19 protein-coding genes are annotated in these 24,093 nt (G+C 72.3%); 13 read left to right on the forward strand and 6 right to left on the reverse strand.

The window, feature by feature from the left end; genetic code table 11:
* Positions 1-179: 179 nt before the first annotated feature.
* The 4 genes from ACZ44S_RS38680 to ACZ44S_RS38695 form a co-directional block, all read right to left on the reverse strand.
* Positions 180-1,181, reverse strand: a complete 1,002-nt coding sequence (locus ACZ44S_RS38680) for a DNA-3-methyladenine glycosylase family protein (protein WP_466938095.1) — start codon at positions 1,179-1,181, stop codon at positions 180-182.
* A gap of 83 nt (positions 1,182-1,264) precedes the next feature.
* Positions 1,265-2,566, reverse strand: coding sequence for a coenzyme F420-0:L-glutamate ligase (locus ACZ44S_RS38685; RefSeq protein WP_466938097.1), 1,302 nt, complete (start codon positions 2,564-2,566; stop codon positions 1,265-1,267).
* Entirely contained in the window at positions 2,563-3,522 is a 960-nt protein-coding gene (gene cofD, locus ACZ44S_RS38690; protein ID WP_466938099.1) for a 2-phospho-L-lactate transferase, read from the reverse strand. Before cofD ends, ACZ44S_RS38685 begins: the two co-directional genes overlap by 4 nt.
* Positions 3,523-3,556: 34 nt before the next feature.
* The gene (locus tag ACZ44S_RS38695) at positions 3,557-4,060 is read right to left on the reverse strand and encodes a cysteine dioxygenase (RefSeq protein WP_466938101.1); all 504 of its coding nucleotides are present in this window, start codon (positions 4,058-4,060) and stop codon (positions 3,557-3,559) included.
* A 710-nt stretch (positions 4,061-4,770) separates the two neighbouring features.
* Here ACZ44S_RS38695 and ACZ44S_RS38700 point away from each other — a divergent pair.
* From ACZ44S_RS38700 to ACZ44S_RS38710, 3 genes are all read left to right on the forward strand, one after another.
* Positions 4,771-5,034, forward strand: a complete 264-nt coding sequence (locus tag ACZ44S_RS38700) for a WhiB family transcriptional regulator (RefSeq protein WP_003975777.1) — start codon at positions 4,771-4,773, stop codon at positions 5,032-5,034.
* 213 nt (positions 5,035-5,247) lie between these two features.
* Positions 5,248-8,841, forward strand: a complete 3,594-nt coding sequence (locus tag ACZ44S_RS38705) for a glycosyltransferase family 2 protein (RefSeq protein ID WP_466938103.1) — start codon at positions 5,248-5,250, stop codon at positions 8,839-8,841.
* Entirely contained in the window at positions 8,838-10,298 is a 1,461-nt protein-coding gene (locus ACZ44S_RS38710) for a DUF5719 family protein (protein ID WP_466938105.1), read from the forward strand. Before ACZ44S_RS38705 ends, ACZ44S_RS38710 begins: the two co-directional genes overlap by 4 nt.
* A 367-nt stretch (positions 10,299-10,665) precedes the next feature.
* Here the strand turns inward: ACZ44S_RS38710 and ACZ44S_RS38715 are convergent, their stop codons facing one another.
* Positions 10,666-11,124, reverse strand: coding sequence for a metallopeptidase family protein (locus ACZ44S_RS38715; RefSeq protein ID WP_466938107.1), 459 nt, complete (start codon positions 11,122-11,124; stop codon positions 10,666-10,668).
* Positions 11,125-11,407: 283 nt separating this feature from the next.
* Between ACZ44S_RS38715 and ACZ44S_RS38720 the strand changes: the two genes are divergently transcribed.
* From ACZ44S_RS38720 to ACZ44S_RS38760, 9 genes are all read left to right on the forward strand, one after another.
* Positions 11,408-11,830 carry a DUF3499 domain-containing protein gene (locus ACZ44S_RS38720; protein ID WP_466938127.1) on the forward strand — a complete coding sequence of 141 codons (423 nt, stop codon included), beginning with the start codon at positions 11,408-11,410 and terminating at the stop codon, positions 11,828-11,830.
* A gap of 149 nt (positions 11,831-11,979) precedes the next feature.
* The gene (locus ACZ44S_RS38725; protein WP_466938129.1) at positions 11,980-13,596 is read left to right on the forward strand and encodes an L-lactate permease; all 1,617 of its coding nucleotides are present in this window, start codon (positions 11,980-11,982) and stop codon (positions 13,594-13,596) included.
* A gap of 141 nt (positions 13,597-13,737) precedes the next feature.
* On the forward strand, positions 13,738-15,105 hold the full coding sequence (locus tag ACZ44S_RS38730) for a phosphomannomutase/phosphoglucomutase (protein ID WP_466938110.1): 1,368 nt from the start codon (positions 13,738-13,740) through the stop codon (positions 15,103-15,105).
* 178 nt (positions 15,106-15,283) lie between these two features.
* Positions 15,284-15,454 (forward strand): Trm112 family protein, encoded by a 171-nt coding sequence (locus ACZ44S_RS38735; RefSeq protein ID WP_079057723.1) that lies wholly within the window; start codon positions 15,284-15,286, stop codon positions 15,452-15,454.
* A gap of 81 nt (positions 15,455-15,535) precedes the next feature.
* Positions 15,536-16,663, forward strand: coding sequence for an SIS domain-containing protein (locus tag ACZ44S_RS38740; protein WP_466938113.1), 1,128 nt, complete (start codon positions 15,536-15,538; stop codon positions 16,661-16,663).
* Positions 16,664-16,736: 73 nt separating this feature from the next.
* Positions 16,737-17,888, forward strand: coding sequence for a mannose-6-phosphate isomerase, class I (manA, locus tag ACZ44S_RS38745; RefSeq protein WP_466938115.1), 1,152 nt, complete (start codon positions 16,737-16,739; stop codon positions 17,886-17,888).
* A 139-nt stretch (positions 17,889-18,027) separates the two neighbouring features.
* On the forward strand, positions 18,028-19,008 hold the full coding sequence (locus tag ACZ44S_RS38750; protein WP_466938117.1) for a cation diffusion facilitator family transporter: 981 nt from the start codon (positions 18,028-18,030) through the stop codon (positions 19,006-19,008).
* Positions 19,009-19,316: 308 nt separating this feature from the next.
* On the forward strand, positions 19,317-20,774 hold the full coding sequence (ahcY, locus tag ACZ44S_RS38755) for an adenosylhomocysteinase (protein ID WP_466938119.1): 1,458 nt from the start codon (positions 19,317-19,319) through the stop codon (positions 20,772-20,774).
* Between the two features lie 150 nt (positions 20,775-20,924).
* The gene (locus ACZ44S_RS38760) at positions 20,925-21,539 is read left to right on the forward strand and encodes a hypothetical protein (protein ID WP_466938121.1); all 615 of its coding nucleotides are present in this window, start codon (positions 20,925-20,927) and stop codon (positions 21,537-21,539) included.
* A gap of 19 nt (positions 21,540-21,558) precedes the next feature.
* Here ACZ44S_RS38760 and ACZ44S_RS38765 read toward each other — a convergent pair whose 3' ends face one another.
* Positions 21,559-22,509 (reverse strand): RDD family protein, encoded by a 951-nt coding sequence (locus ACZ44S_RS38765; protein ID WP_466938123.1) that lies wholly within the window; start codon positions 22,507-22,509, stop codon positions 21,559-21,561.
* 93 nt (positions 22,510-22,602) lie between these two features.
* Between ACZ44S_RS38765 and ACZ44S_RS38770 the strand changes: the two genes are divergently transcribed.
* The gene (locus ACZ44S_RS38770) at positions 22,603-23,610 is read left to right on the forward strand and encodes a stage II sporulation protein M (protein WP_466938125.1); all 1,008 of its coding nucleotides are present in this window, start codon (positions 22,603-22,605) and stop codon (positions 23,608-23,610) included.
* The last annotated feature ends 483 nt before the right edge of the window (positions 23,611-24,093 follow it).

Genomic DNA, 24,093 nt, shown 5'->3' on the forward strand with positions numbered 1-24,093 from the left:
CGCGATCCGCGGGCAGTCGTGCCGCTGGGGCGATGGGGGTCCCCCCGCTCGAGCGAAGTCGAGAGTGGGGGAGGGTGGGCGCGACGGCACCCCGCATGCGCCGGGCTGCGCAGACACCCCCCGCCCACACCAACGCACGGCACCCAGTCACCCGGCGCCGACGCAGTCACCCGGCAGACTCACAACCGCCCGATGTCCCCGTACGGCATCCGCGGCGCACGCCTCCCCGGCACGCACCCACTCAACAGAATCAACCGCGCGGCCCGATGCCGCTGCCCCGCATACGGCTCCAGCAGCGACAGCATCACCGCGTCATCCGCATACCGGTCCCCCGCAAGCGCCCACCCCACGATCCCCGGCAGATGCAGATCCCCCACGGTCACCGCATCCACCGCGCCATGGCTGCGCTGCACCGTCTCCGCGGACGTCCACGGCCCGATCCCCGACACCAGCTCCAACCGCGCCTGCGCCGCCTCCGGAGACATCCCCACCGCCTCCTCCAGCCGCGCGGCGACCCGCACCGCACGCAGCACCGTCGACGCCCGCTTGTTGTCGACCCCGGCCCGGTGCCACTCCCAGGACGGGATCAGCGCCCAGGTGCGAGGCGCCGGCATCACCGACATCCGCTCCGGCGCGGGCCCGGGCGCGGGCTCCCCGTACTTGCGTACCAGCAGCCGCCACGCCCGGTACGCCTCACCGGTCGTGACCTTCTGCTCCAGGATCGACGGGATCAGCGACTCCAGCACCAGCCCGGTCCGCGTCAGCCGCAGCCCAGGCCGCCGATGCCTGGTCACCGCCAGCAACTTGTGCCGGGGCACGAACGCGGACGGGTCGTCGGCAGCCCCGAGCATCTCCGGCAGCTTGTCCAGCAGCCATTCCGCCCCCGGCCCCCACGCCTCGCCCCGGATCTCCCCGGCCCGCTGCGTCACCCGCAGTGTCCCCGGACCCGCCGGCGTCAGACTGACCCGCCACACGGAGCCGTCAGGCAGCGCCCGGAACGTCGGATCGCCGGGCCCGCGCCGCAGCGGCCCGAGCACCAGGCCGAGCTCCAGCGGACCGTCCGGCACCCACGTCCGTGCGCGCGCCGGTGCCGGTGCCTGGCGGGGGACTCCCGCGGGCACGGCGACATGACCGCCGCGCACGGTCGTGCGGGTCGGGCGGGGAGCGAAACGTCCTGCCACGAGCGTCCCAGGGGTGGAGGTGAACCGGAGGGCGCCTCCGAGAGCGGAGGGCCCCTAAGAGAGTAGGCGCCCGCCGACCCGGCTCACCGCACTTCGATGAAGGCGTCCGCCTCACGCTGGGGCCGCGGGCGGGGGGCCTCGGCCGGGTGGCCCACGGCCACCGCGCCCATCGGGTCCCAGTCGGCGGGCAGGTCCAGGACGTCGCGGACCACCTCGCGGCAGAACATCGTCGAGGACACCCAGGCCGAACCCAGCCGCTCCCCGGCCAGCGCCACCAGGAAGTTCTGGACGCCGGCGCCCGTGGCGACCACGAACATCTCCCGCTCCGCCCCGTCCCGCCGCGCGTCCCCGTAGGTGTGCGAGCCGTCCATGACCAGGCAGGGCACGACCAGGTAGGGAGCGTTGCGCAGGACGTCGCCGCGGCGGACGCGCTTGGCGATGGACTCCTCCGTCTTGCCGTCACGGCGCAGGTCCGCGATCCAGGCGTCGCGCATCGCGTCCAGCAGGCGGGTGCGGGCTTCGGGGGACTCCACCAGGACGAACCGCCACGGAGTGGTGTGGTGCGGGGCCGGTGCCGTCACCGCCGCCGCCACCGCGCGGCGCACCGCGCCCGGGTCGACCGGCTCGTCCGTGAAGGCCCGCACCGTACGGCGCTGGGTCACCGCCTGCCGTACGGCCTCCGACGTGCCCAGGCGGAACATGTCGTCACGCGCGCCGCGCACCATCGCCCGCGCGCCCTCGCCGTCCTCGGGCGCCACCGTATGCGGCAGTCCGCGGACGACGGCCACCGGCAGGCCGGACGCCTTGCCCTTGACCAGGTCGCCCGCCGCGGCCAGTTCGTCGGCGGTGGCGACGACCGTGGCGCCCAGCGGATTGCCGTGCGCGTCGGTGCCGCCGCGCAGGTCGTCCAGCACCCGTACGCCCGCCGCGCCGATCGCGACGTCCGTCAGCCCCGCGCGCCAGGGGCGGCCGAAGGTGTCGGTGACGATCACGCCGACCTCGACGCCGAGCGTGTCGCGCAGGCCCTCGCGGATCGCCCGTGCGGAGGCGTCCGGGTCCTCCGGCAGCAGCAGGACCGTGCCGGCCGGGGTGTTGGAGGCGTCGACGCCGGCCGCGGCCATGACCAGGCCCTGCCGGTTCTCCACGATGCGCAGGGGACCCCGCCGGGCCACCACGCGTACGGTCTCCGCGTCGATCGCGGCCTCCCGGTCGGCCGCCTCGACGACCCGGCCCTCCGCCTTGGAGACGATCTTCGAGGTGACGAGGAGGACGTCGCCGTCGGACAGGTCGGGTTCTGCGGCCGCGATCAGCTTGGCCAGGTCGTCGCCCGGGCGGATCTCGGGAAGGCCCGGCACGGCCCAGACCCGGTAACCCGTACCGCTCATACGGCCCGCACCTCCTCGGCCAGCGCCAGCGCGTCCCGCGCCATCCGCGCGGCCGCGTCGACGTCGGTCATCATCAGCGGCACGGCCCGGCAGCGGACACCGGCCGCCTCGACCCGTTCCACACAGCCCGCGTCGACGGTGTCGACCAGCCAGCCGTCCAGCAGGCCCGAGCCGTAGTGCTCGGCGACCGCCGGGGCCGTGGACTCCACGCCGACGGCCGCGAGCACCTTGTCGGCCATGCCGCGCACGGGCGCGTCCCCGACGATCGGCGACAGGCCGATCACCGGCACGCCCGCGTCGGCGATCGCCTCCCGGATGCCGGGCACCGCGAGGATGGTGCCCACGGAGACCACGGGGTTGGACGGCGGGAAGAGGATGACGTCGGCCTCGGCGATCGCCTCCAGGACGCCGGGGGCCGGCTTGGCCTGCTCCGCGCCGACCGGCACGACCGCCTGGGCGGGCACCGAGGCCCGCAGCCGCACCCAGTACTCCTGGAAGTGGACCGCCTTGCGCTCGCCCTCCACCTCGACGGCCACATGGGTCTCCACACGGTCGTCGGTCATCGGGATCAGCCGCACACCGGGCTGCCAGCGGTCACAGAGCGCCTCGGTCACCGCGCTGAGCGGATATCCGGCGCCGAGCATCTGTGTCCGCACGATGTGCGTGGCGAAGTCCCGGTCGCCGAGGCCGAACCACTCCGGGCCGACGCCGTACGCCGCGAGCTCCTCCTTGACGCGGAAGGACTCGTCGGTCCGCCCCCAGCCCTGCTCCTCGTTGATACCGCCGCCGAGCGTGTACATCACCGTGTCGAGGTCCGGGCAGACCTTCAGCCCGAAGAGGTGGATGTCGTCCCCGGTGTTGCCGATGACCGTGATGTCCGCGTCCGGCACGGCCCGCTTCAGACCGCGCAGGAAACGGGCACCGCCGATGCCGCCTGCCAGAACCACAATGCGCATGGGGCCCATCCTTGCAGGCCGCTACGACATCACGTCAGGCAGTTACCGGGCCGGGCTCCGGCCGGGCCTCGCAGTGCGGGGTGTGCATGGGCATCTCGGTGAGGCCCGGGTAGTAGATGTGCAGGCTGACGGCGCCCTCCAGCGTGTCGTTGACGACGTGGTGCGCGTATCCCGGCGCGAACACGCGCTGGGCGCCGGCCGCCAGCCGGTGCGTATCGCGCCCGGTGCGCTCGGTCAGGGTGCCCTGGAGGACGGTGAGCACGCCGGAGGAGCGGCCGTGGTCGTGCAGACCGCTGCCCTGGCCGGGCACCCAGGACAGCAGCCACACCTCGTAGCCGGGCCCGGTGCGCAGCCGGTGGTACCAGCGGGTGGTGGCGTCGTAGCGGACGAGGTGCTCCCACTGGGAGCGGTCGGCGGCGATGGAGCGGGCCAGGCCGGCGAACTCGGCGACGGTGGCCGGGTGCTCGCGCGGGGGCTGGAGCAGGTGCGGGACTTCGAGGATGTCGCCGGCGATCTGGAGGTCGCTGTCGCTGTTCATGGGTGCGGAGGTTCCTTGGCGGGGGAGCGGCGGGGAGGCGGATGTCGCGGCACGCCCGGATCGCGGGCGGCGAGGGGTGCCCTGGTGGGAGCGAAGGAAACGGTGGCCGAGTCGCGTGGGACTCGGCGACGGCGGGAGCGCGTAGGGCTCAACAGCCGGAACAGCGACAGCTACAGCGAGCGCGGGCAGCACCGAGGAACCCGGCGGAGCGGGTCGAGGTGAGTGCCTGATTCGCGAGCATGCCCACAAGGACAGCGGTTCACTCATCCACTGTCAACTCGACGCCCGGTATGTGGGACATGGTTCACCTCATCCGGTTCATCTCGCAGGCGAAAGGTTTGCTCAATCGTTTCCCGGGACACAAGGTGCGCACGGCCGGGTGCCGTGCGCGCCGTTGCGATCCCGTGATCCGACTGTGATCCGGTTCGCTTCGTCGCGCGGGTCGGAACGAGATCGATCTCCTGGGCGTCCTCCCCGTAGAGGCTCTGCGTGGGGCGGGAAGCCCTCGCGGGTCCCGCGCGTGTGTCAAGGTTTAGGGTGATTTGAACACTTTCCGCTCGGCCTTGGTTCCGCAGAGTGAATAAGGGGCCCAATAGCAGATCTCGGCTTGACTCGCCCGGAGCAGCACACTTGTAATTTCACTCGTGTCGTTCAGCCGGAATCGGTAACGGCTACATCACGGGGACGCGAAAGACAGACGAGGGGCGCACATGACCGAGCTGGTGCAGCAACTGCTGGTCGACGACGCGGACGAGGAGCTCGGCTGGCAGGAGCGCGCGCTGTGCGCCCAGACCGACCCCGAGTCCTTCTTCCCCGAGAAGGGCGGCTCGACCCGGGAGGCCAAGAAGGTCTGCCTCGCCTGCGAGGTCCGCTCCGAGTGCCTCGAATACGCCCTCGCCAACGACGAACGCTTCGGCATCTGGGGCGGACTGTCCGAGCGGGAGCGCCGCCGCCTCAAGAAGGCCGCCGTCTGACGAACGGCGCGCCACCGCCGTACACGCGTCATCCCCGCACGCACATCGCTTACTTCGTACATACGTCACTTAAGGCCCGTCGCAGGTGGTTGTCCACAGGCGGCGGGCCGCCCTGTTGCCCAGCCGATAGTGTGGTCGCTCGTCCGAGACGCCCCGCTGCCCCACCGGGCACAGGCGTCCCCCACAGTCCACCGAACCGGGGCCCGTACCTCGATGTCCGTGCACAGCCACACGGCAGCCCGGCAAGACCTCGCTGCCACTCCTGAGTTCCCGCGTCACGTGGTGACCGCGGTCCTCGTCTCCCATGACGGCGCCCGCTGGCTGCCCGACGCGCTCGCCGGGCTGCTCGGCCAGGAGCGCCCCGTCCAGTTCGCCATGGGCGCCGACACCGGCAGCGCGGACGACTCCGCGCGGCTGGTCACCGAGGCCCTCGGCGACGACCACGTGCTGCACCTCGCCCGGCGCACCGGCTTCGGCCAGGCGGTCGAGGAGTGCAACCGCAGCGCCCCGCACCTCACGCCGGACGACCTGCCGTACCTGAAGCGGCCGAGCGGCTGGGACCCGGTCACCCGCAGTTGGCGCGACGACGCGTACGACATGCCGGAACTCCCGCACGGTGAACCGGTGCAGTGGCTCTGGCTGCTGCACGACGACTGCGCCCCCGAACCCGACGCCCTGGCCCGGCTGCTGGGCGTGGTGGAGAACGAGTACGAGCTCGGCCGCGACGACGTGGCCGTGGTCGGCCCCAAGCTCCGCGGCTGGTACGACCGCAGACAGCTCCTCGAGGTCGGCGTCTCCATCGCCAACTCCGGCCGCCGCTGGACCGGTCTGGACCGCCGCGAACAGGACCAGGGACAGCACGACCACGTACGGCCCGTGCTCTCGGTGTCCACCGCCGGCATGCTGGTCCGCCGCGACGTCTTCGACCGGCTCGGCGGATTCGACCGGCACCTGCCCCTCATGCGCGACGACGTCGACCTGTGCTGGCGCGCGCACTCCGCGGGATACCGCGTCCTGATCGCCCCCGACGCCGTCGTCCGGCACGCCGAGGCGGCCTCCCGCGAGCGCCGCACCGTCGACTGCGTGGGCCGCACCGCCGCGTCCCCGCACAAGGTGGACAAGGCGGGCGCCGTCTACACCCTGCTGGCCAACGCCCGTACGGCCGTGCTGCCCTGGGTGCTGTTCCGTGTCGTCCTCGGCACGCTGCTGCGCACCCTCGCCTACCTCGTCGGCAAGGTTCCCGGACAGGCCGTCGACGAGATCCGCGGCCTCATGGGCACCCTGCTGCGCCCCGAACGGATCCTGGCCGCCCGGCGCCACCGCGGCAGCCCGGTGACCGACAAGGGCGAACTGCGGCCCCTGTTCCCGCCGCCCGGCGCGACCGTCCGTGTCACCGTGGAACAGGTCGCGAGCAACCTCGTCGGCCGCTCCGACCCCGAAGCCGCCTCCGGCGCGGGACGGCACGGCAGCGCCATCGAGTCCGGACCCGGCGGCGACGACGCCGACTTCCTCGAAGTCGAACAGTTCGCCCGCCTCAAGCGCATCGCGCGCAAACCCGGCCCGTTGCTCTTCCTGGGGCTGCTGCTGGTCTCCCTCGTGGCGTGCCGCGGGCTCCTCGGCGGCGGCGCACTCGCGGGCGGCGCCCTGCTCCCCGCGCCCGCCGACTCCGGCGACCTCTGGGCGCGCTACACCGACGCCTGGCACGCGGTGGGCGCCGGCGGCACCGGATCCGCACCGCCCTACCTCGCGATCGTGGCGGCCCTCGCCTCCCTGCTCCTCGGCTCCACCGGACTCGCCGTCACGATCCTCCTGGTCTGCTCGGTGCCGCTGGCCGGATTCACCGCGTACTTCGCCTCCCGGCCGCTCGTCGAGTCCCGGCTGCTGCGCGCATGGGCCGCCGTCGCCTACGCCTTCCTGCCCGCCGCCACCGGCGCCCTGGCCGGCGGCCGCATCGGCACCGCCGTACTCGCCGTACTGCTGCCGCTCCTCGCCCGGGCGGGCATCGCCGCGAGCGGCCTCACCAACCCTTCCGGCGTGCGCGGCAGTTGGCGCGCCACCTGGGCCTACGCGCTGCTGCTCACCGTCACCACCGCGTTCACCCCCATCGTGTGGCCCGTCGCCCTGGTCCTCGGCGTCGGCATACTGGCCCTGCGCAGAACCGACATCCCGGCCTACGGACTCCGCTTCCTGGCCCAACTGGGCACACCTCTGCTGGTCCTGGCCCCCTGGTCGCTGTCCCTGCTCCCCTTCGGCTTCTTCCAGGAGGCCGGCCTGGACTACGGCGCCTCCGCGGCGTCCGCCCTCGACCTGCTCGGCGCGAGCCCGGGCGGCCCCGGCACCGCCGGCGGCCTGGTGCTGATCGGCCTGGTGCTCGCCGCCCTCGCCGCCCTGCTCCGTTCCGAACGCCGGACAGCGATCCTCACCGCGTGGACGGCGGCCCTGGTGGGTCTCGTCTTCGCCGTCCTGTCCAACGAGTCGGCCTGGGCGGGCCCCGCCACCCTGATCTACGGCATCGCCGTCCTGGCCGCCGCCACCCTCGGCGCGGACGGCGCACGCTCGCGTGTCGCCGAGCAGAGCTTCGGCTGGCGCCAGCCCGTCGCCGCCCTGATCGCCCTCGCCTGCGCCATCGGCCCGCTGGTCCTCGCCGCCGGCTGGATGATCCGCGGTGCCCACGGACCCGTGGAGCGGCGCGACCCCGTCCAGGTCCCCGCCTTCGTCGCCGAGGAGAGCGGCACCCGCGACCAGGCCCGCACCCTGGTGCTCGACAGCGACTCGGCCGCCCGGGTCGGCTATGTGCTGGTCCGCGGCTCGGGCGCCCGGATGGGCGACGCCGAGATCGCCGCCGTGGCCGGCGAGAACACCCGACTCGACAAGGTGGTCGCCAACCTCGTCGCCGGATCCGGCGCGGACCAGGCCGACGAACTCGGCGGCTTCGCCGTCCGGTACGTCCTGGTCCACCAGGGAGCCCCGCGTGAGGTCACCCGTGTCCTGGACGCCACGCCCGGCCTGAGCCGGCTCAGCCAGCAGGCCGGCGGCGCGCTGTGGCGGGTCGACCGGCAGGTCGCCCGCGCGAGCATCGTCCCCGTCGGCGACGGCGAGGCCCAGCCCGTCGCCGCGGGCCCGGTCGAGATCCACACCAAGATCTCCGAGGGCGCCGAGGGGCGGGTCCTCCGCCTCGCCGACGCCGCGGCCGAGGGCTGGACCGCCACCCTGGACGGCAAGCCGCTGACCCGCACCACGGTCGACGGCTGGGCCCAGGGCTTCGAACTGCCCTCCTCCGGCGGCACCCTGGACGTCACCTACGAGGACCCGATCACCCACACCGCCTGGCTGTGGGCCCAGGGCCTGCTCGCCGTGGTCCTCGTGGTCATGGCCCTGCCCGGCCGCCGCCGCGACATCGACGACGACCTGCCCGAGGAACCGTCCGTCCCCGCCGAGGCCCTGGCCGGGGAGGGCCGCCGGGCCCGCCGCCTGCGCGCCCAGGCGGAGGCGGAGGCCGCCGAAACAGCCGCTCCCACCGAGCCGCCCCCCGTCCCCGCCCAGCCCGACTACGGAAGCTGGGACGACAGCAACGCCACCTACCCGGCGGACCAGTACCAGCAGTACGCCACGGACCCCTACGGCAGCCCGTACCAGCAGGACCCCTACCAACAACAGGGCGTCCAGTACGACCCGTACGCATACGGACAGCAGTACGACCAGTCGTACCAGCAGGGCGGCTACGACCCGAACTACACACAGGGCTACGACACTCCGTACGACCCCAACGGCACGGGCAGTGAGCGTCCCGACGGGAGCCAGCAGTGAACCGCACCACCCTGTCCCTGATCGCGGGCGTGACCGCGCTCGCCGCCGTGACCGGCTTCGCCGCCGTGTCCTCCCCCGACACCGGGACCGCGGACGAGCCGGCCAGGGCGGCGGCCCACCTGCCCGTGGAGCGCACGAGCCTGCTCTGTCCCCAGCCCAGCACCTCGGACCTGGCCGAGACGACGTACACGTCCTTCACACCGCCCACGGACGGCACGGCGAAGGAAGGCCAGGCCGAACTCCTGCCGGCCACCAAGAAGCCCGGCAAGGCGGTGCTCAAGCCCAAGGACCCGGGCAAGCCGGTCACCGGGGACGCCTCCGGGGGCGAGTCCCCCGCCCTCATCGGCACCGCGGAGGGCCGCTTCGCGCCCGGCTGGACCGTGCAGCAGACGACCGAGGTGGCGGCGGGCACCGGCCGGGGACTGCAGGGCGTCACCTGCACGGCCGCCGACACGGAGTTCTGGTTCCCGGGCACCAGCACCGCCGCCGACCGCACCGACTACGTCCACCTGACCAACCCCGACGACTCGGCGGCGGTCGTGGACGTCGAGCTCTACGGCAAGGACGGCGCCCTGAAGACGACGGTGGGGGAGGGCATCACGGTCCAGCCGCACTCCGCCGAGCCGGTCCTGCTGTCCACGCTCACCGAGGAGAAGCAGACCGACGTGACCGTGCACGTGGTCGTCCGCAGCGGCAGGGTCGGCGCGGCCGTACAGGCCCTGGACGACCAGCTGGGCGGCGACTGGCTGCCCGCGTCCGCCGATCCGTCCGGCAGCCTGGTCCTGCCCGGCATCCCGAAGGACGCCACCGCCGTACGCCTGGTCGCCTTCACCCCGCGTGACGCCGACGTCGACCTGAAGGTCCGTCTCGCCTCGCCCACCGGAGCGATCACCCCGGCGGGCCACGAGACGCTGCACGTGAAGGGCGGCATGACGGCGGCCGTCGACCTGGGCGACATCACGCGCGGCGAGGCGGGCTCCCTGCTGCTGACGGCACCGGACGGTTCGGTGCCCGTGGTCGCGGCGGTACGGGTGCTGCGCGGCAAGGGCGACAAGCAGGAGTCGGCGTTCATCCCGGCGGCACGACCGGTCGGTACGCGCGCGACGGCCGTGGACAACACGGCCAAGGGCTCGACGCTCTCGGTGACCGCGCCCGAGGGCACCGCCGAGATCAAGGTGACCGCCTCGGCGGGTACGGAGGGCGGTACGCCGGCGTCCAAGACCTACACGGTCAAGTCCGGCACGACGCAGATCATCGAGGCGCCTGTGCCGTCCGGGGCGAAGGGGACGTACGCCCTCACGATCGAGTCCGAGTCGGACACACCGGTGTACGCGTCGCGCACGCTGGCGACGACGGCGGACGGCGTCCCGTTCTTCACGGTCCAGCCCCTCCCGGACGACAGGGGAACGGTGGCGGTACCGGAGACGAACGAGGACTTGTCGGTTCTGCAGGAGTAGCTGACCGGGGGGTGTTCGCGCTCCCTGGCGCTTGAACGCCGACCGCGTGGGTGCGGGCCGAGGGTTGGTCGCGCAGCCCGGCGCCGGCAGGGTGCTGTCGCGCCCACCCTCCCCCACTGCCGTACGGCGAGCAGCCCCGTACGGCAGTGGGCGCGGGCAGGCGCCGACGGCGGGGAGGGGTCGGGGTGGGGGGTGTCCGCCCGCAGTGGCTGGCGCGTCCGCACCCCGCACCCCCACCAACAAGCCCCATCGCGCCAGTCCGAGGACGGACACCCCCACCCTGGCCCCGCACCCCCCACCCACCGTGGGCGCTACGCGCACCCCCACCGGAGGGACAGTGGCGCCGCAGGCATACGACCACCCACCGTCAGTCCTCCCCGTACCGAGGATCCACCGTCTCCGGTGTCAGCCCCAGCAACTCCGCCACCTGCTCGACCACGACCTCATGCACCAGCGCGGCCCGCTCATCCCGCCCCTTCGTCCGGATCTCGACGGGCCGCCGATAGATCACCACCCGCGCCGGCCGCCCGTCGCGAGCAGCCATCGTCCCGCCCAACGGCACAGCCTCGTCGCTCCAGCCCACCCCCGCCCCCGCGCCGTCCAGCCGCGGCACGTCCAGCACCAGGAAATCGATGTCGGCGAGCTGCGGCCACCGCCGCTCCAACCGCTCCACCGAGTCCTGCACCAGATCCGCGAACGTCTCCGCGCGGCTCGCGGCGAGCGGAACCTGGGGCGGTGCGATCGGCCCGCGCATCCCCCGGCCGTGGCGATCACGGCGTCGGGGCCCGGGGCCGGCGGGACGAGAAGGGGTCACAGGGCTGTCCATCACTGCGAAGGGTAGTCGTCACGTCGCCGCCCCGCCCGATCCCCACCCGTCCTCGAGCCGACCCGCGCGCCATGTCACAACATGACCATTCCGGCCAAGGTTGGGCTCGTTTCCGTACCCCTCCGAGACCGATGACCTCAAGGCCTTTGATGGTGTTTGTGCCAACTGGTGACCGAAATCAGAACCGTCCACCCCTTGGCCTCCCCGCGTCGAACCAGGTCAGCGAGGGGTGCGCAGAGGGGTATGTGGGGCGCTTCACACCACGACACGGTGGAGTGACGTGGTGGAGAGTCGTCGCGGCCCGCTCAAGAGTGCGGTACCGTCCAACATCGTGAGCCCTGTACGTCGCTGTTCGCGCACCGCCTGCGGCCGTCCCGCCGTCGCGACGCTGACGTACGTCTACGCCGACTCGACCGCGGTCCTCGGCCCGCTCGCCACCTACGCCGAACCCCACTGCTACGACCTGTGCGCCGAGCACTCCGAGCGCCTCACCGCACCGCGCGGCTGGGAGGTCGTCCGCCTCCTCGACGGCTCGGCCCCGGCCCAGCCCAGCGGAGACGACCTGGAAGCGCTTGCGAACGCGGTGCGCGAGGCGGCCCGTCCCCAGGAGCGAGCGGCCGGAGCCTCCGGCGGCTCCCGCACGGCGGACCCGATGGAGGTCGCCCGCCGCGGCCACCTGCGCGTCCTCCGCTCCCCGGACAACTGACGCACGGCAGCTGTTCCCGCCCCGGCCCACCCTCCCGGTGTACACACATCCACCACCGCACACCCATTGACGGTTACTTGTCACGGACACGACTATCCGTTTGACGATGCGAGAAATCGCTTTCGCATGGCGGAATCCGGGAGGTGTCCGTGTACGTCCAGGAACTGGAACCCGTCGCCGACTCGCTGGGCCTCTCCGCCTTGGTGGCGGCGCTGCCGCTCATGATCGTCCTGGTCCTGCTCGGCGGCGTCCGCATGAAGGCCCACCTGGCGGGTCTCACCGGCCTGCTGGTGGCCGTACTCGTGGCGTGGCTCGCCTACGGGATGCCGCTGGACCAGACGCTGTCCAGCGGCGTCCAGGGCGCCGTCTTCGGCATCTTCCCCATCATGTGGATCGTCATCAACGCCCTGTGGATCTACCGGATGACCGTCCGCACCCGCCACTTCGACATCCTGCGACGATCCTTCGGCCGCCTCTCCGACGACCCCCGCATCCAGGCACTCGTCATCGCGTTCTGCTTCGGCGCCCTGCTGGAGGCCCTCGCCGGATTCGGCGCACCCGTGGCGATCTCCGCGGTGATGCTGGTGGCCCTCGGCTTCGACCCCGTACGCGCCGCCGTGGTCGCGCTGGTCGCCAACACCGCGCCGGTGGCCTTCGGCGCCATGGGCACCCCGGTGGTGACCCTCGCCCAGGTCACCGGCCTGCCGTTGGACTCCGTGGCGTCCGTGGTCGGCCGTCAGACCCCGCTGCTGGCCCTCGTCGTGCCGCTCGTCCTGGTCTGGCTCGTGGACGGGCGACGCGGTCTGCGCGAGACGTGGATCCCCGCGCTGGTTTGCGGAGTGGCCTTCGCCGTGGCGCAGTTCGTCGCGTCGAACTACGTCTCCGCGCAACTCGCCGACATCGGCGCCGCCCTGGCGGGCGCGGCCGCCCTGATGGCCGTACCCCGCGCGAGGGTGCACGCCGCCGAGACCGTGCGAGCCTCCGTGCTCACCGGCGCGCGCAGCGAGGAACTGGACGAGGAGGACCCGCGCGGCGAGGTGATACGGGCCTACGCCCCGTACGCGCTGATCGTGGCGATCTTCTCCGCCGCCCAGATCCCGGCGGTGAAGGACTGGCTCGCCGGGACCAACCAGACCTATGACTGGCCCCTGCTGAACGTGGCGGGCCCGGACGGCGAGCCCGTCGGCGGCAACGTGTTCACCTGGCCGGTCCTCTCCACGGGCGGCACCCTCGTCCTCATCGCCGGGGTGTGCACGGCGGCGGTGATCGGTGTGCACGCGCGCGTGGCGGTCAAGGAGTGGCTGGCGACGGTGAGGGAACTCAGGTTCGCGATCCTGACGGTGACCGCCGTCCTGGCCCTCGCCTACGTCATGAACCTCTCCGGCCAGGCGGCGACGATCGGCCACTTCGTGGCCGCGGCCGGCGCCGGACTCGCCTTCCTCTCTCCGGTGCTCGGCTGGTTCGGTGTCGCCGTCTCCGGCTCGGACACCTCCTCCAACGCCCTCTTCGGCGCCCTCCAGGTGACCGCCGCCCAGCAGTCCGGCCTCTCGCCCGACCTGCTCGCCGCCGCCAACAGCTCCGGCGGTGTCCTCGGCAAGATGATCTCCCCGCAGAATCTCACCATCGCCTGCGCGGCCGTCGGACTGGCGGGCCGGGAAGGCGACCTGCTGCGCAAGGTACTGCCCTGGAGCCTCGGCCTGCTGCTCGTGATGTGCCTGATCGTGGTGGGCCAGAGCACGGCAGTGCTCGGCTGGATGCTGCCCTGAGCCTCCGGATGCTGCCCTGAGCCTCTGCGCGCTGCCCTGAGCCTCGCCGGCGTCCGCAAGGACGTTCGGGTGGCCGCGACCGGACTGCCACCCTCTACGGGTAGTTTGTGGTGACCGACAGGACTTCCGGAAGGGTTGGCCGTGGCTGCTGATCTGTCGCAGATCGTGAAGGCGTACGACGTGCGCGGGGTCGTCCCCGACCAGTGGGACGAGACGCTCGCCGAACTCTTCGGCGCCGCCTTCGCCCGGGTGACCGGAGCGACCGCCATCGTCACCGGTCACGACATGCGGCCGTCGTCCCCCGGCCTCTCGGGCGCGTTCGCGCGCGGAGCGGCGGTCCACGGCGTCGACGTGACCGAGATCGGCCTGTGCTCGACCGACCAGCTCTACTACGCCTCGGGCGCCCTCAACCTCCCGGGCGCGATGTTCACCGCCTCGCACAACCCGGCGCAGTACAACGGCATCAAGCTCTGCCGCGCGGGCGCCGCGCCCGTCGGCCAGGACACGGGCCTGGCGGAGGTCCGGGAACTCGTCGAGCGGTGGAGCGAGTCCGGCGCCCCGGAGCCCGCCGCAGGCACCCCTGGAACGATCACCCGCCGCGACACGTTGAACGACTACGCGTCGCACCTGCGCTCACTCGTCGAGCTGACCTCGATCCGCCCCCTGAAGGTCGTCGTCGACGCGGGCAACGGCATGGGCGGCCACACCGTCCCGACGGTCTTCGCCGGCCTGCCGCTCACCCTCGTCCCGATGTACTTCGAACTGGACGGCACCTTCCCCAACCACGAGGCCAACCCCCTCGACCCGGCGAACCTCGTCGACCTGCAGAAGCGGGTCCGCGAGGAGGGCGCCGACCTCGGCCTCGCCTTCGACGGCGACGCGGACCGCTGCTTCGTCGTCGACGAGCGCGGCGAGCCGGTCTCCCCGTCCGCGATCACCGCCCTGGTGGCCTCACGGGAGCTCGCCCGCAACGGCGGCGAGGGCACGATCATCCACAACCTGATCACGTCGTGGTCGGTCCCCGAGGTCGTACGGGAGAACGGCGGCACCCCGGAGCGCACCCGTGTGGGCCACTCCTTCATCAAGGCGGAGATGGCCAGGACCGGCGCGATCTTCGGCGGCGAGCACTCCGCGCACTACTACTTCCGTGACTTCTGGAACGCCGACACGGGCATGCTGGCCGCCCTGCACGTCCTCGCCGCCCTCGGCGGCCAGGAGGGCACCCTGTCCGCCCTGGTCGCCCAGTACGACCGCTATCGCGGCTCCGGAGAGATCAACTCCACCGTCGACGACCAGGCGGCCCGCCTCGCCGCGATCAGAGCCGCGTACGAGGGCCGCGAGGGCATCACCCTGGACGAGCTGGACGGGCTCACCGTCACCTCCGCCGACTGGTGGTTCAACGTCCGCCCCAGCAACACGGAGCCGCTCCTCCGCCTGAACGCGGAGGCCCGGGACGAGCCCACCATGACCAAGATCCGCGACGAGGCCCTCACCATCATCAGGTCCTGACGGCGCACCCAGCTCCCACGGCCGGTGGGCTGAGCGGCGCGGACGTGCCGGCCACTGCCCGCGAACACCCCCGCCCCGCCGGTGCCGGGCTGCGCAGAGCCCCCCGACCGGCACCCACGCGGGGCAGCACTGACCAGCGGTACCCTGACCAGCACGTCCACCCAGTGAAGGGACCCCCATGCCACTCGAAGCCGGCCTCCTGGAGATCCTCGCCTGCCCGGCCTGCCACTCCCCCCTCAAGGAGCAGGACACCGAGCTGATCTGCACCGGTCAGGACTGCGGCCTGGCATACCCCGTCCGCGACGGCATCCCCGTCCTCCTCGTCGACGAGGCCCGCCGCCCGGCGTAACCCGCCACCGGCACCCTGCGCACCGCACCGACGACGCCCGCACCGACGACGCCCGCCGATCGGAGATCGGAGCTGCCGCCCATGCTCGACGAATCCCTGCTCGACTCACCGGAGGGCCTCGCCGAGGCCGACCGCCGCGCCCTGCTCCGCGGCGCCGCCGAAGCCGGCGCCCGCGTCCGCACCGCCGCGCGGTACGCCGCCGAGGCCGGCGTCAACGACCTCAAGCCCGACGGCCGACCCCGCGCCGTGCTCATCGCCGGCCCGGGCGCCGCCGCCACCCAGACCGCCGACCTCCTCGGCACCCTGGCCGGCGCGGGCAGCCCCGTCACCCGGCTCGCCCCCACCGGCGTCGCCCCCGCCGCGGGCGCCCTGCGCTGGGAGCTGCCCGGATGGGCCGGCTCCGTGGACCTGCTGCTCGTCGCCACCCCGGACGGCACCGAGCCCGGCCTGGCCCTGCTCTCCGAGCAGGCGTACCGCCGCGGCTGCACCGTCGTCGCCGTGGCCCCCGCCCGCACCCCGCTCGCCGACGCCGTCGGCGGCTCCCACGGCCTGTTCGTCCCCATGGCGACCGCCCCCTACGACCAGGACGAGCCGCTCGCCGCCTCCGCGCCCGGCGTCCTGTGGGCACTGCTCACCCCGCTGCTCGCACTCCTGGACCGCGCGGGCCTGCTCACCGCCCCGCCCGACGCCCTGGAGAAGGTCGCCGACCGTCTCGACGGCATCGCCGAACGCTGCGGACCCGCCATCGCGGCCTACAGCAACCCCGCCAAGACCCTGGCCGCCGAAGTCGCCGACACCCTTCCCGTCGTATGGACCGAAGGAGTCTCGGCCGGCCCGGCGGGCCGCCGTTTCGCCGCCGCCCTGGCCGAACTCTCCGGCACCCCCGCCGTCGTCGCCGAACTGCCCGAAGCGCTCGCCGCGCACAGCGCCCTGCTCGCCGGCCGCCTCGCCGCCAGCGCCGACCCGGACGACTTCTTCCGCGACCGGGTCGAGGAGACGCCCGCCCTGCACGCGCGCGTGGTGCTGCTCCGCGACCGCCCCATCGGCGGCCTCACCGCCGCCCCCGCCGCCCGCGAACTGGCCCTCACCCACGACACGCCGATCAGCGAGCTGGAACCGGAAGCGGGCGGCGAACTGGAGACCCTCGCGGAACTGATCGCCGTCACGGATTTCGCCGCCGTTTACCTGGCGCTCGCCTCGGGAGCCTGATCATGCCCGGGAACCCCTGACCCGCCCCCCGGGCGCCCGCACGAGAACCGGCAGAAGGAACGCAGAGAACCCCATGGACCGCCTCGACAACACCATCCGCCCCTACGCCTGGGGTTCCACCACCGCCATCCCGCACCTGCTCGGCACCGAACCGACCGGCGAGCCGCAGGCGGAGATGTGGATGGGCGCCCACCCCGGCGCACCCTCCCGCACCGACCGGGGCACCCTCGTCGAGGTGATCGACGCCGACCCGGAGCGGGAACTCGGGCCGGACACGGTCGCCAAGTTCGGTCCCCGCCTGCCCTTCCTGCTCAAGCTCCTCGCCGCCGGAGCGCCGCTCTCCCTCCAGGTCCACCCCGACCTGACCCAGGCGAAGGAGGGCTACGCGGACGAGGAGCGCCGGGGCGTTCCCGTCACCGCCCCGCACCGCAACTACAAGGACGCCAACCACAAGCCCGAACTGATCTGCGCCCTGACCGAGTTCGACGGTCTGTGCGGCTTCCGCGACCCCCTGCGCGCCGCCGAACTCCTCGACGGCCTCGGCGTGGACTCCCTCAAGCCGTACGTCGACCTGCTGCACGCACACCCCGAAGAGGCCGCCCTGCGCGAGGTCCTCACCGCGGTCCTCACCGCCGACCCCGAGGAGATGGCCCGCACCGTCACGGAGACGGCCGCCGCCTGCGACCGCCTCGGCGGCCCCTACGCCCCGTACGCCGACATCGCCCACCACTACCCGGGCGACCCCGGCGTCATCGCCGCGATGCTCCTCAACCACGTCCGGCTCCAGCCCGGCGAGGCCCTCTTCCTCGGCGCCGGTGTCCCGCACGCCTACCTCGACGGCCTCGGCGTCGAGATCATGGCCAACTCCGACAACGTCCTGCGCTGCGGCCTGACCCCCAAGCACGTCGACGTCCCCGAACTCCTGCGCATCGTCCGCTTCGAGGCCCGCGACCCCGGCGTGCTGCGCCCGGAGGCCGGCCCGGACGGCGAGGAGGTCTACGAGACCCCCATCGACGAGTTCCGCCTCTCCCGCTACGTCCTCCCGGAGGGCGGCGCCACCTACGACCTCACCCTCGCCACCCCGCAGATCCTGCTGTGCACCGCCGGCTCCGTGCGGTCGGGCGAACACGAACTGGCCCCGGGCCAATCCGTGTTCGTCCCGGCCGGTGAACAGGCCGACGTAACGGGTACCGGAACCCTGTTCAGGGCCACGGTCGTCGCCTGATCACCCCGTGACGGCGACCTGACGCACCGCCGCCCGCCCGGGCTGCAACAATGTCCCACCGTCACACGACGGGCAGAGCCCCGGACGGCGTACGCACGCACGTCCGGGCCCACGGCGTACGAAGGGACAACGCGAACACATGAGCGCGTCAGGCGGCACCAAGGCGATCGTGGCGGCACTCGCCGCCAACCTCGCGATCGCGGTAGCGAAGTTCGTGGCGTTCCTCTTCAGCGGCTCCTCGTCGATGCTCGCCGAGTCCGTGCACTCGCTCGCCGACTCCGGCAACCAGGGGCTCCTGCTGGTCGGCGGCAAGCGGGCCCAGCGCCAGGCCACCCCGCAGCACCCCTTCGGCTACGGCCGTGAGCGCTACATCTACGCCTTCCTCGTCTCCATCGTGCTCTTCTCGGTCGGCGGCATGTTCGCCATCTACGAGGGCTACGAGAAGATCAAGCACCCGCACGAGCTGGAGCACTGGTACTGGCCGGTCGGCGTCCTCGTCTTCGCGATCATCGCCGAGACCTTCTCCTTCCGCACCGCCATCAAGGAGTCCAACGTCCTGCGCGGCCAGCGCTCCTGGAAGGAGTTCGTCCGCCACGCCAAGGCGCCCGAGCTGCCGGTCGTCCTCCTGGAGGACCTCGGCGCGCTCGTCGGCCTGATCCTCGCCCTCGGCGGTGTCGGCATGGCGCTGGCCACCGGGGACAGCGTCTGGGACGGCATCGGCACCCTGTGCATCGGCGTCCTGCTCATCGTGATCGCCCTGGTTCTCGCTGTGGAGACCAAGTCGCTGCTGCTGGGTGAGGCCGCGGGCGCCGAGGAGACCCGGAAGATCGAGGCCGCCGTCGTCGACGGCGACACCGTCACCCGCATCATCCACATGCGCACCCTCCACATCGGCCCGGAGGAGCTGCTGGTCGCCGCTAAGATCGCCGTCCGGCACGACGACACCGCCACCGAGATCGCCTCCGCCATCGACGCCGCCGAGTCCCGCATCCGCGAGGCCGTCCCGATCGCCCGTGTGATCTACCTCGAGCCCGACATCTACAGCGAGACCGAAGCCGCCAAGGGCCCGGACCCCGAGGCCACCCCCGGCGGCCCCGCCTCGAACGGCACCGAGCACTAGACGCACCGATCCACACCGCGCGGGCGCTCCGTGCGTGACGAGGCCCGGCGGCCCCGAATTCGGCCTGATGTGTACGCGGCCGGACTGGGGGCCGCCGGGCCTCGCGGTGTAGCTTGGGACGGAGCCAGACGTCGCTGCTGATGGCGGTCGGGCGGTCCCACCGGGACCGGCCGAGGGAGAGAGGGCCTCCGACGGACTGCGCTGCGCGCACGCGGGCATGCCTGTGTCCTCTTCGGGGCACCCCTGTGTCCGCCGCCGCGCAGACCAGCCGTACCCACCTCGACCCACACCCCGAGGAGCAGCTCGCAATGACGACTGTCGACAACCGACAGGATTTCAAGGTCGCCGACCTCTCCCTGGCCGAGTTCGGCCGCAAGGAGATCACCCTCGCCGAGCACGAGATGCCCGGCCTGATGGCGATCCGCAAGGAGTACGCCGAGGCCCAGCCCCTGGCCGGGGCCCGCGTCACCGGCTCCCTGCACATGACCGTGCAGACGGCCGTGCTCATCGAGACCCTGGTCGCCCTCGGCGCGAAGGTCCGCTGGGCGTCCTGCAACATCTTCTCCACCCAGGACCACGCGGCGGCCGCCATCGCCGTCGGCCCGAACGGCACCCCCGACAACCCGCAAGGCGTCCCGGTCTTCGCCTGGAAGGGCGAGACGCTCGAGGAGTACTGGTGGTGCACCGAGCAGGCGCTGACCTGGCCGGACAGCCCCACCGGCGGCCCCAACATGATCCTCGACGACGGCGGTGACGCGACCCTCCTCGTCCACAAGGGCGTCGAGTACGAGAAGGACGGCAAGGCTCCCTCGCCCGACACCGCCGAGTCCGACGAACACCGCGTCATCCTCGAACTGCTCAACCGCACCCTGGGCGAGAACCCGCAGAAGTGGACCCAGCTCTCCTCCGAGATCCGCGGTGTCACCGAGGAGACCACGACCGGCGTCCACCGCCTGTACGAGATGCAGCGCGACGGCACCCTCCTGTTCCCGGCGATCAACGTCAACGACGCCGTCACCAAGTCGAAGTTCGACAACAAGTACGGCTGCCGTCACTCCCTGGTCGACGGCATCAACCGCGCCACCGACACCCTGATCGGCGGCAAGACCGCGGTCGTGTGCGGCTACGGCGACGTCGGCAAGGGCTGCGCGGAGTCCCTGCGGGGCCAGGGCGCCCGCGTGATCATCACCGAGATCGACCCCATCTGCGCCCTGCAGGCCGCGATGGACGGCTACCAGGTGACCACGCTCGACGAGGTCGTCGAGACGGCCGACATCTTCATCACCACGACCGGCAACAAGGACATCATCATGGCCGCGGACATGGCCAAGATGAAGCACCAGGCCATCGTCGGCAACATCGGCCACTTCGACAACGAGATCGACATGGCCGGCCTGGCCAAGGTCCCGGGCATCGTCAAGGACGAGATCAAGCCGCAGGTCCACACCTGGGCCTTCCCCGACGGCAAGAAGATCATCGTGCTGTCCGAGGGCCGCCTGCTGAACCTGGGCAACGCCACCGGCCACCCGTCGTTCGTGATGTCCAACTCCTTCGCGGACCAGACCCTGGCCCAGATCGAGCTGTTCACCAAGCCCGACGAGTACCCGACCGGCGTCTACGTGCTGCCCAAGCACCTCGACGAGAAGGTCGCCCGCCTCCACCTCGACTCGCTCGGCGTGAAGCTGACCACCCTCCGCCCCGAGCAGGCCGAGTACATCGGCGTGAAGGTCGAGGGCCCGTACAAGTCGGACCACTACCGCTACTGAGCCCACGCTCCCGCCGCGGAGAACGCGTCCGTGCACGGACGCGCTCCCCGGCAGCAGGTCCTCCGAGGCAGGCCCCCGCACCCCCGTGCCGGGGGCCTGCCCCTTGGGCGGACCGGAGACCGGCCCAGACCGTCACGACCCAGGACCCCCATGCCCCGCGGCCGCTATTCGCTCCACGATCCGCACGATCACACCCCCCTCGCGGAAGAGCACTTCCACTGCGCCCCCGGTCCCTCCGGCTGGCGCTACGTCTCCCAGCTCACCGCCCCCTCCGGCGATCACCTGGGCTCGGTCGACCTCGCCCTCGACGAACTCGGCCGCCCCATCCGCCTCGAACTGCACGCCGCGAGCTGGCAGGTCCGCGGCGCCGCCCTCGACGGCGTCACCTGGGTCCGCACCGACCCCACCGGAACCCACGCCACCGAAGGCAATGTGCGCGCCCACGCCTTCACCGGCTCGTCCCCGGCCTTCCTCGTCGCCACCGCCCGCCTCCTCCGCCTCACCCCCTCCGCGACGGCCACCCGCGTACGCCTCGTCGCCTTCACCGATCCGGTCCTCGCCCCACGCACCCTGGACCAGTCCTGGGCGCTGGTGAGAAGAGAAACACACACCACTGACAACGGCCCCCTGACCGTGGACGAATACCAGGTCACAGCCCTGGACACGGGCGAACAGCACGCCGTGCACCTCGCCGGTGACGTGGTGCTCGCGGCACCGGGCATCGAGCTGGAAGACCTCGAATCACCGCCGTCGGTCTTCGACTGACCGATCGCCCCCGGGCCGTCTACGCCGGCGGTACGAACCCCGTCGAGGGCCGGTCGGCCGGCACCGTCCCACCCTGCGGCGCGGCTCCCGGATGCGCCGGCGGAACAGGGGAGCTCACCACCGGCGGCACCACCGCGGCAGGATGGACGGGAGACGGCGCAGGGGCCCCCGCGGCACCCGCCCCGCCGGCCGCACCGACGTGCCCGCCACCCGCGGCGGCGCCGCTCCCGAACGCCCGGCGGGCCTCACGGGCCTGCCGCTCCTGCACCACTGCCGCCAGATACGCCGCCGGCGGCACCCCCGGCGGCACCGGCGCCCCCGTGCGCTCCGCCAGGTCCGAGGCCAGCCGCTCGGCCATCGACCGGCCGACCTGCGGATCCAGCTGCCGCATCCGCGTCAGGTACTGACGGACGGCGAGCCAGAGGCCATCGGGCACCGCCGACAGATCGAGCCCGGAGAAGCGCCCCGCCAGCCGGGGCGGAGGCGGCGGCACGAAGTCCGTCCGTCCGGCCGGCACCCGTTCCCGGACGACCAGAGTCCCCGCGAACACATCCCCGAGCCGCCGGCCACGCGCCGAGACCAGCGAGGCGATGACGGCCACGACCCCCAGCGTCATGAGGATCTCGATCACGCCGATCAGCCCCCGCACCAGAGCATGCCGGAACCGGATCGGCCCGCCGTCGTCCCGTACTACCCGCAGCCCGCACGCGAGCTTCCCGAGCGACCGTCCATGGCTGAGCGTCTCCACCACGATCGGCCCGCCGACCAGAACCAGGACGAACACCGCGATCGATATCGCCGTCTGCGCCGCCGGATCCAGAGAGGCCGTGGCAGCCACGAGTCCAATGGTCACCGCGACGTACGCGGCCACGGCCGCTGCCAGGTCGAGCAGCACGGCCAGTGCCCTGCTGGGCAGCCTCGCGGGGCGCAACTCCAGCGCCACCGCCTCGCCCGTCACCAGCTCACTCACGCCTGCCGCCCTTCCCTGACCTGCCCCGAACACCGCCAGTCTGCCAAGCTGATGACCCGACCGCCGACGAACAGCCGAGGAGCAGGCACACCGATGGACCTCGACGTCTTCGTCTCCGCCCACCGCGCGGAGTGGGACCGCCTCGACGCCCTCCTCCGGCGCCAGCGCCGCCTCACCGGCGCGGAGGCCGACGAACTCGTCGTCCTCTACCAGCGTGCCGCCACCCACCTCTCCCTCATCCAGTCGGCCGCTCCCGATCCGCAGCTGACCGGCCGGCTCAGCCAACTGGTGGCACGCGCGCGCAGTGCCGTGACCGGTGCCCGCCGGGCGTCCTGGCGCGACGTCACGCGCTTCCTGACCCACAGTTTCCCGGCCGCCGTCTACAAGTCGCGCCACTGGTGGGTGCCCACTGCGTTGCTCTCCACCGCCGTGGCGGCCCTGCTGGGCTGGTGGATAGGCACCCACGCCGAAGTTCAGGCGACCATCGCCGCCCCCAGCGAACTGCGGGAGCTCACCCGCCCCGGCGGCCAGTACGAGACGTACTACTCGAGCAACCCGGCGGCCTCCTTCGCCGCCCAGGTCTGGACGAACAATGCCTGGGCCGCTGCCCTCTGCCTGATCCTGGGCGTCTTCCTCGGCCTGCCGGTCCTCTGGATCCTCTTCCAGAACATGCTCAACCTGGGCGTCGGCTTCGGGCTGATGTCCTCGGCCGGCCGCCTCGACACCTTCCTCGGCCTTGTCCTGCCGCACGGCCTCCTCGAACTGACCGCGGTCTTCGTCGCCGCCGGCACCGGCCTCCGCCTCGGCTGGACCGTCATCGACCCGGGTCCCCGCACACGACGCAGGGCCCTGGCGGAAGAGGGCCGTGCGGCCCTGGCCATGGCGATCGGCCTGGCCCTGGTCCTCTTCGTCTCCGGGGCCATCGAAGGCTTCGTCACTCCGTCGGGCCTGCCCACCTGGGCGCGCATCACCATCGGCGTCGTCGCCGAGCTGGCGTTCCTGGCCTACGTCTATGTCGTGGGCGGACGTGCGGCACGCGCCGGTGAAACCGGCGACCTCGAGGAGTCCGAGCGCAGCGCCGACGTGCCCACGGCCGCCTGATGTGCGGAGAGGCGCGATGAGCTGCTAGTCTCCTCTTCGCCCCGCAGGAGCCGTTGACACGGAACGTGCGGGGAGGTAGATTCGAACAGTTGCCTGGAGACGGGGTCTCACCCGGAAGGCGACAGTGAGCATCTAGCCGCTTCTCGACGAAACGCTGATTTCGCGGAAGCACCTCCCGATGAATCGGAAAACGAAGGCCGGTCAATCCGCCCCGAAAGTTCTGATAAAGTCGGGTCCGCCGGAAAGGGAAACGCGAAAGCGTGAACCTGGAAAGCACCGAGGAAATCGGATCGGAAAGATCTGATAGAGTCGGAAACACCGAAGGGAAGCGCCCGGAGGAAAGCCCGAGAGGGTGAGTACGAAGGAAGCGTCCGTTCCTTGAGAACTTAACAGCGTGCCAAAAGTCAACGCCAGATATGTTGATACCCCGTCCATCCGGTTTCGGATGGTCGAGGTTCCTTTGAAAAAACACAGCGAGGACGC

It is taken from the genome of Streptomyces malachitofuscus (assembly GCF_055571035.1).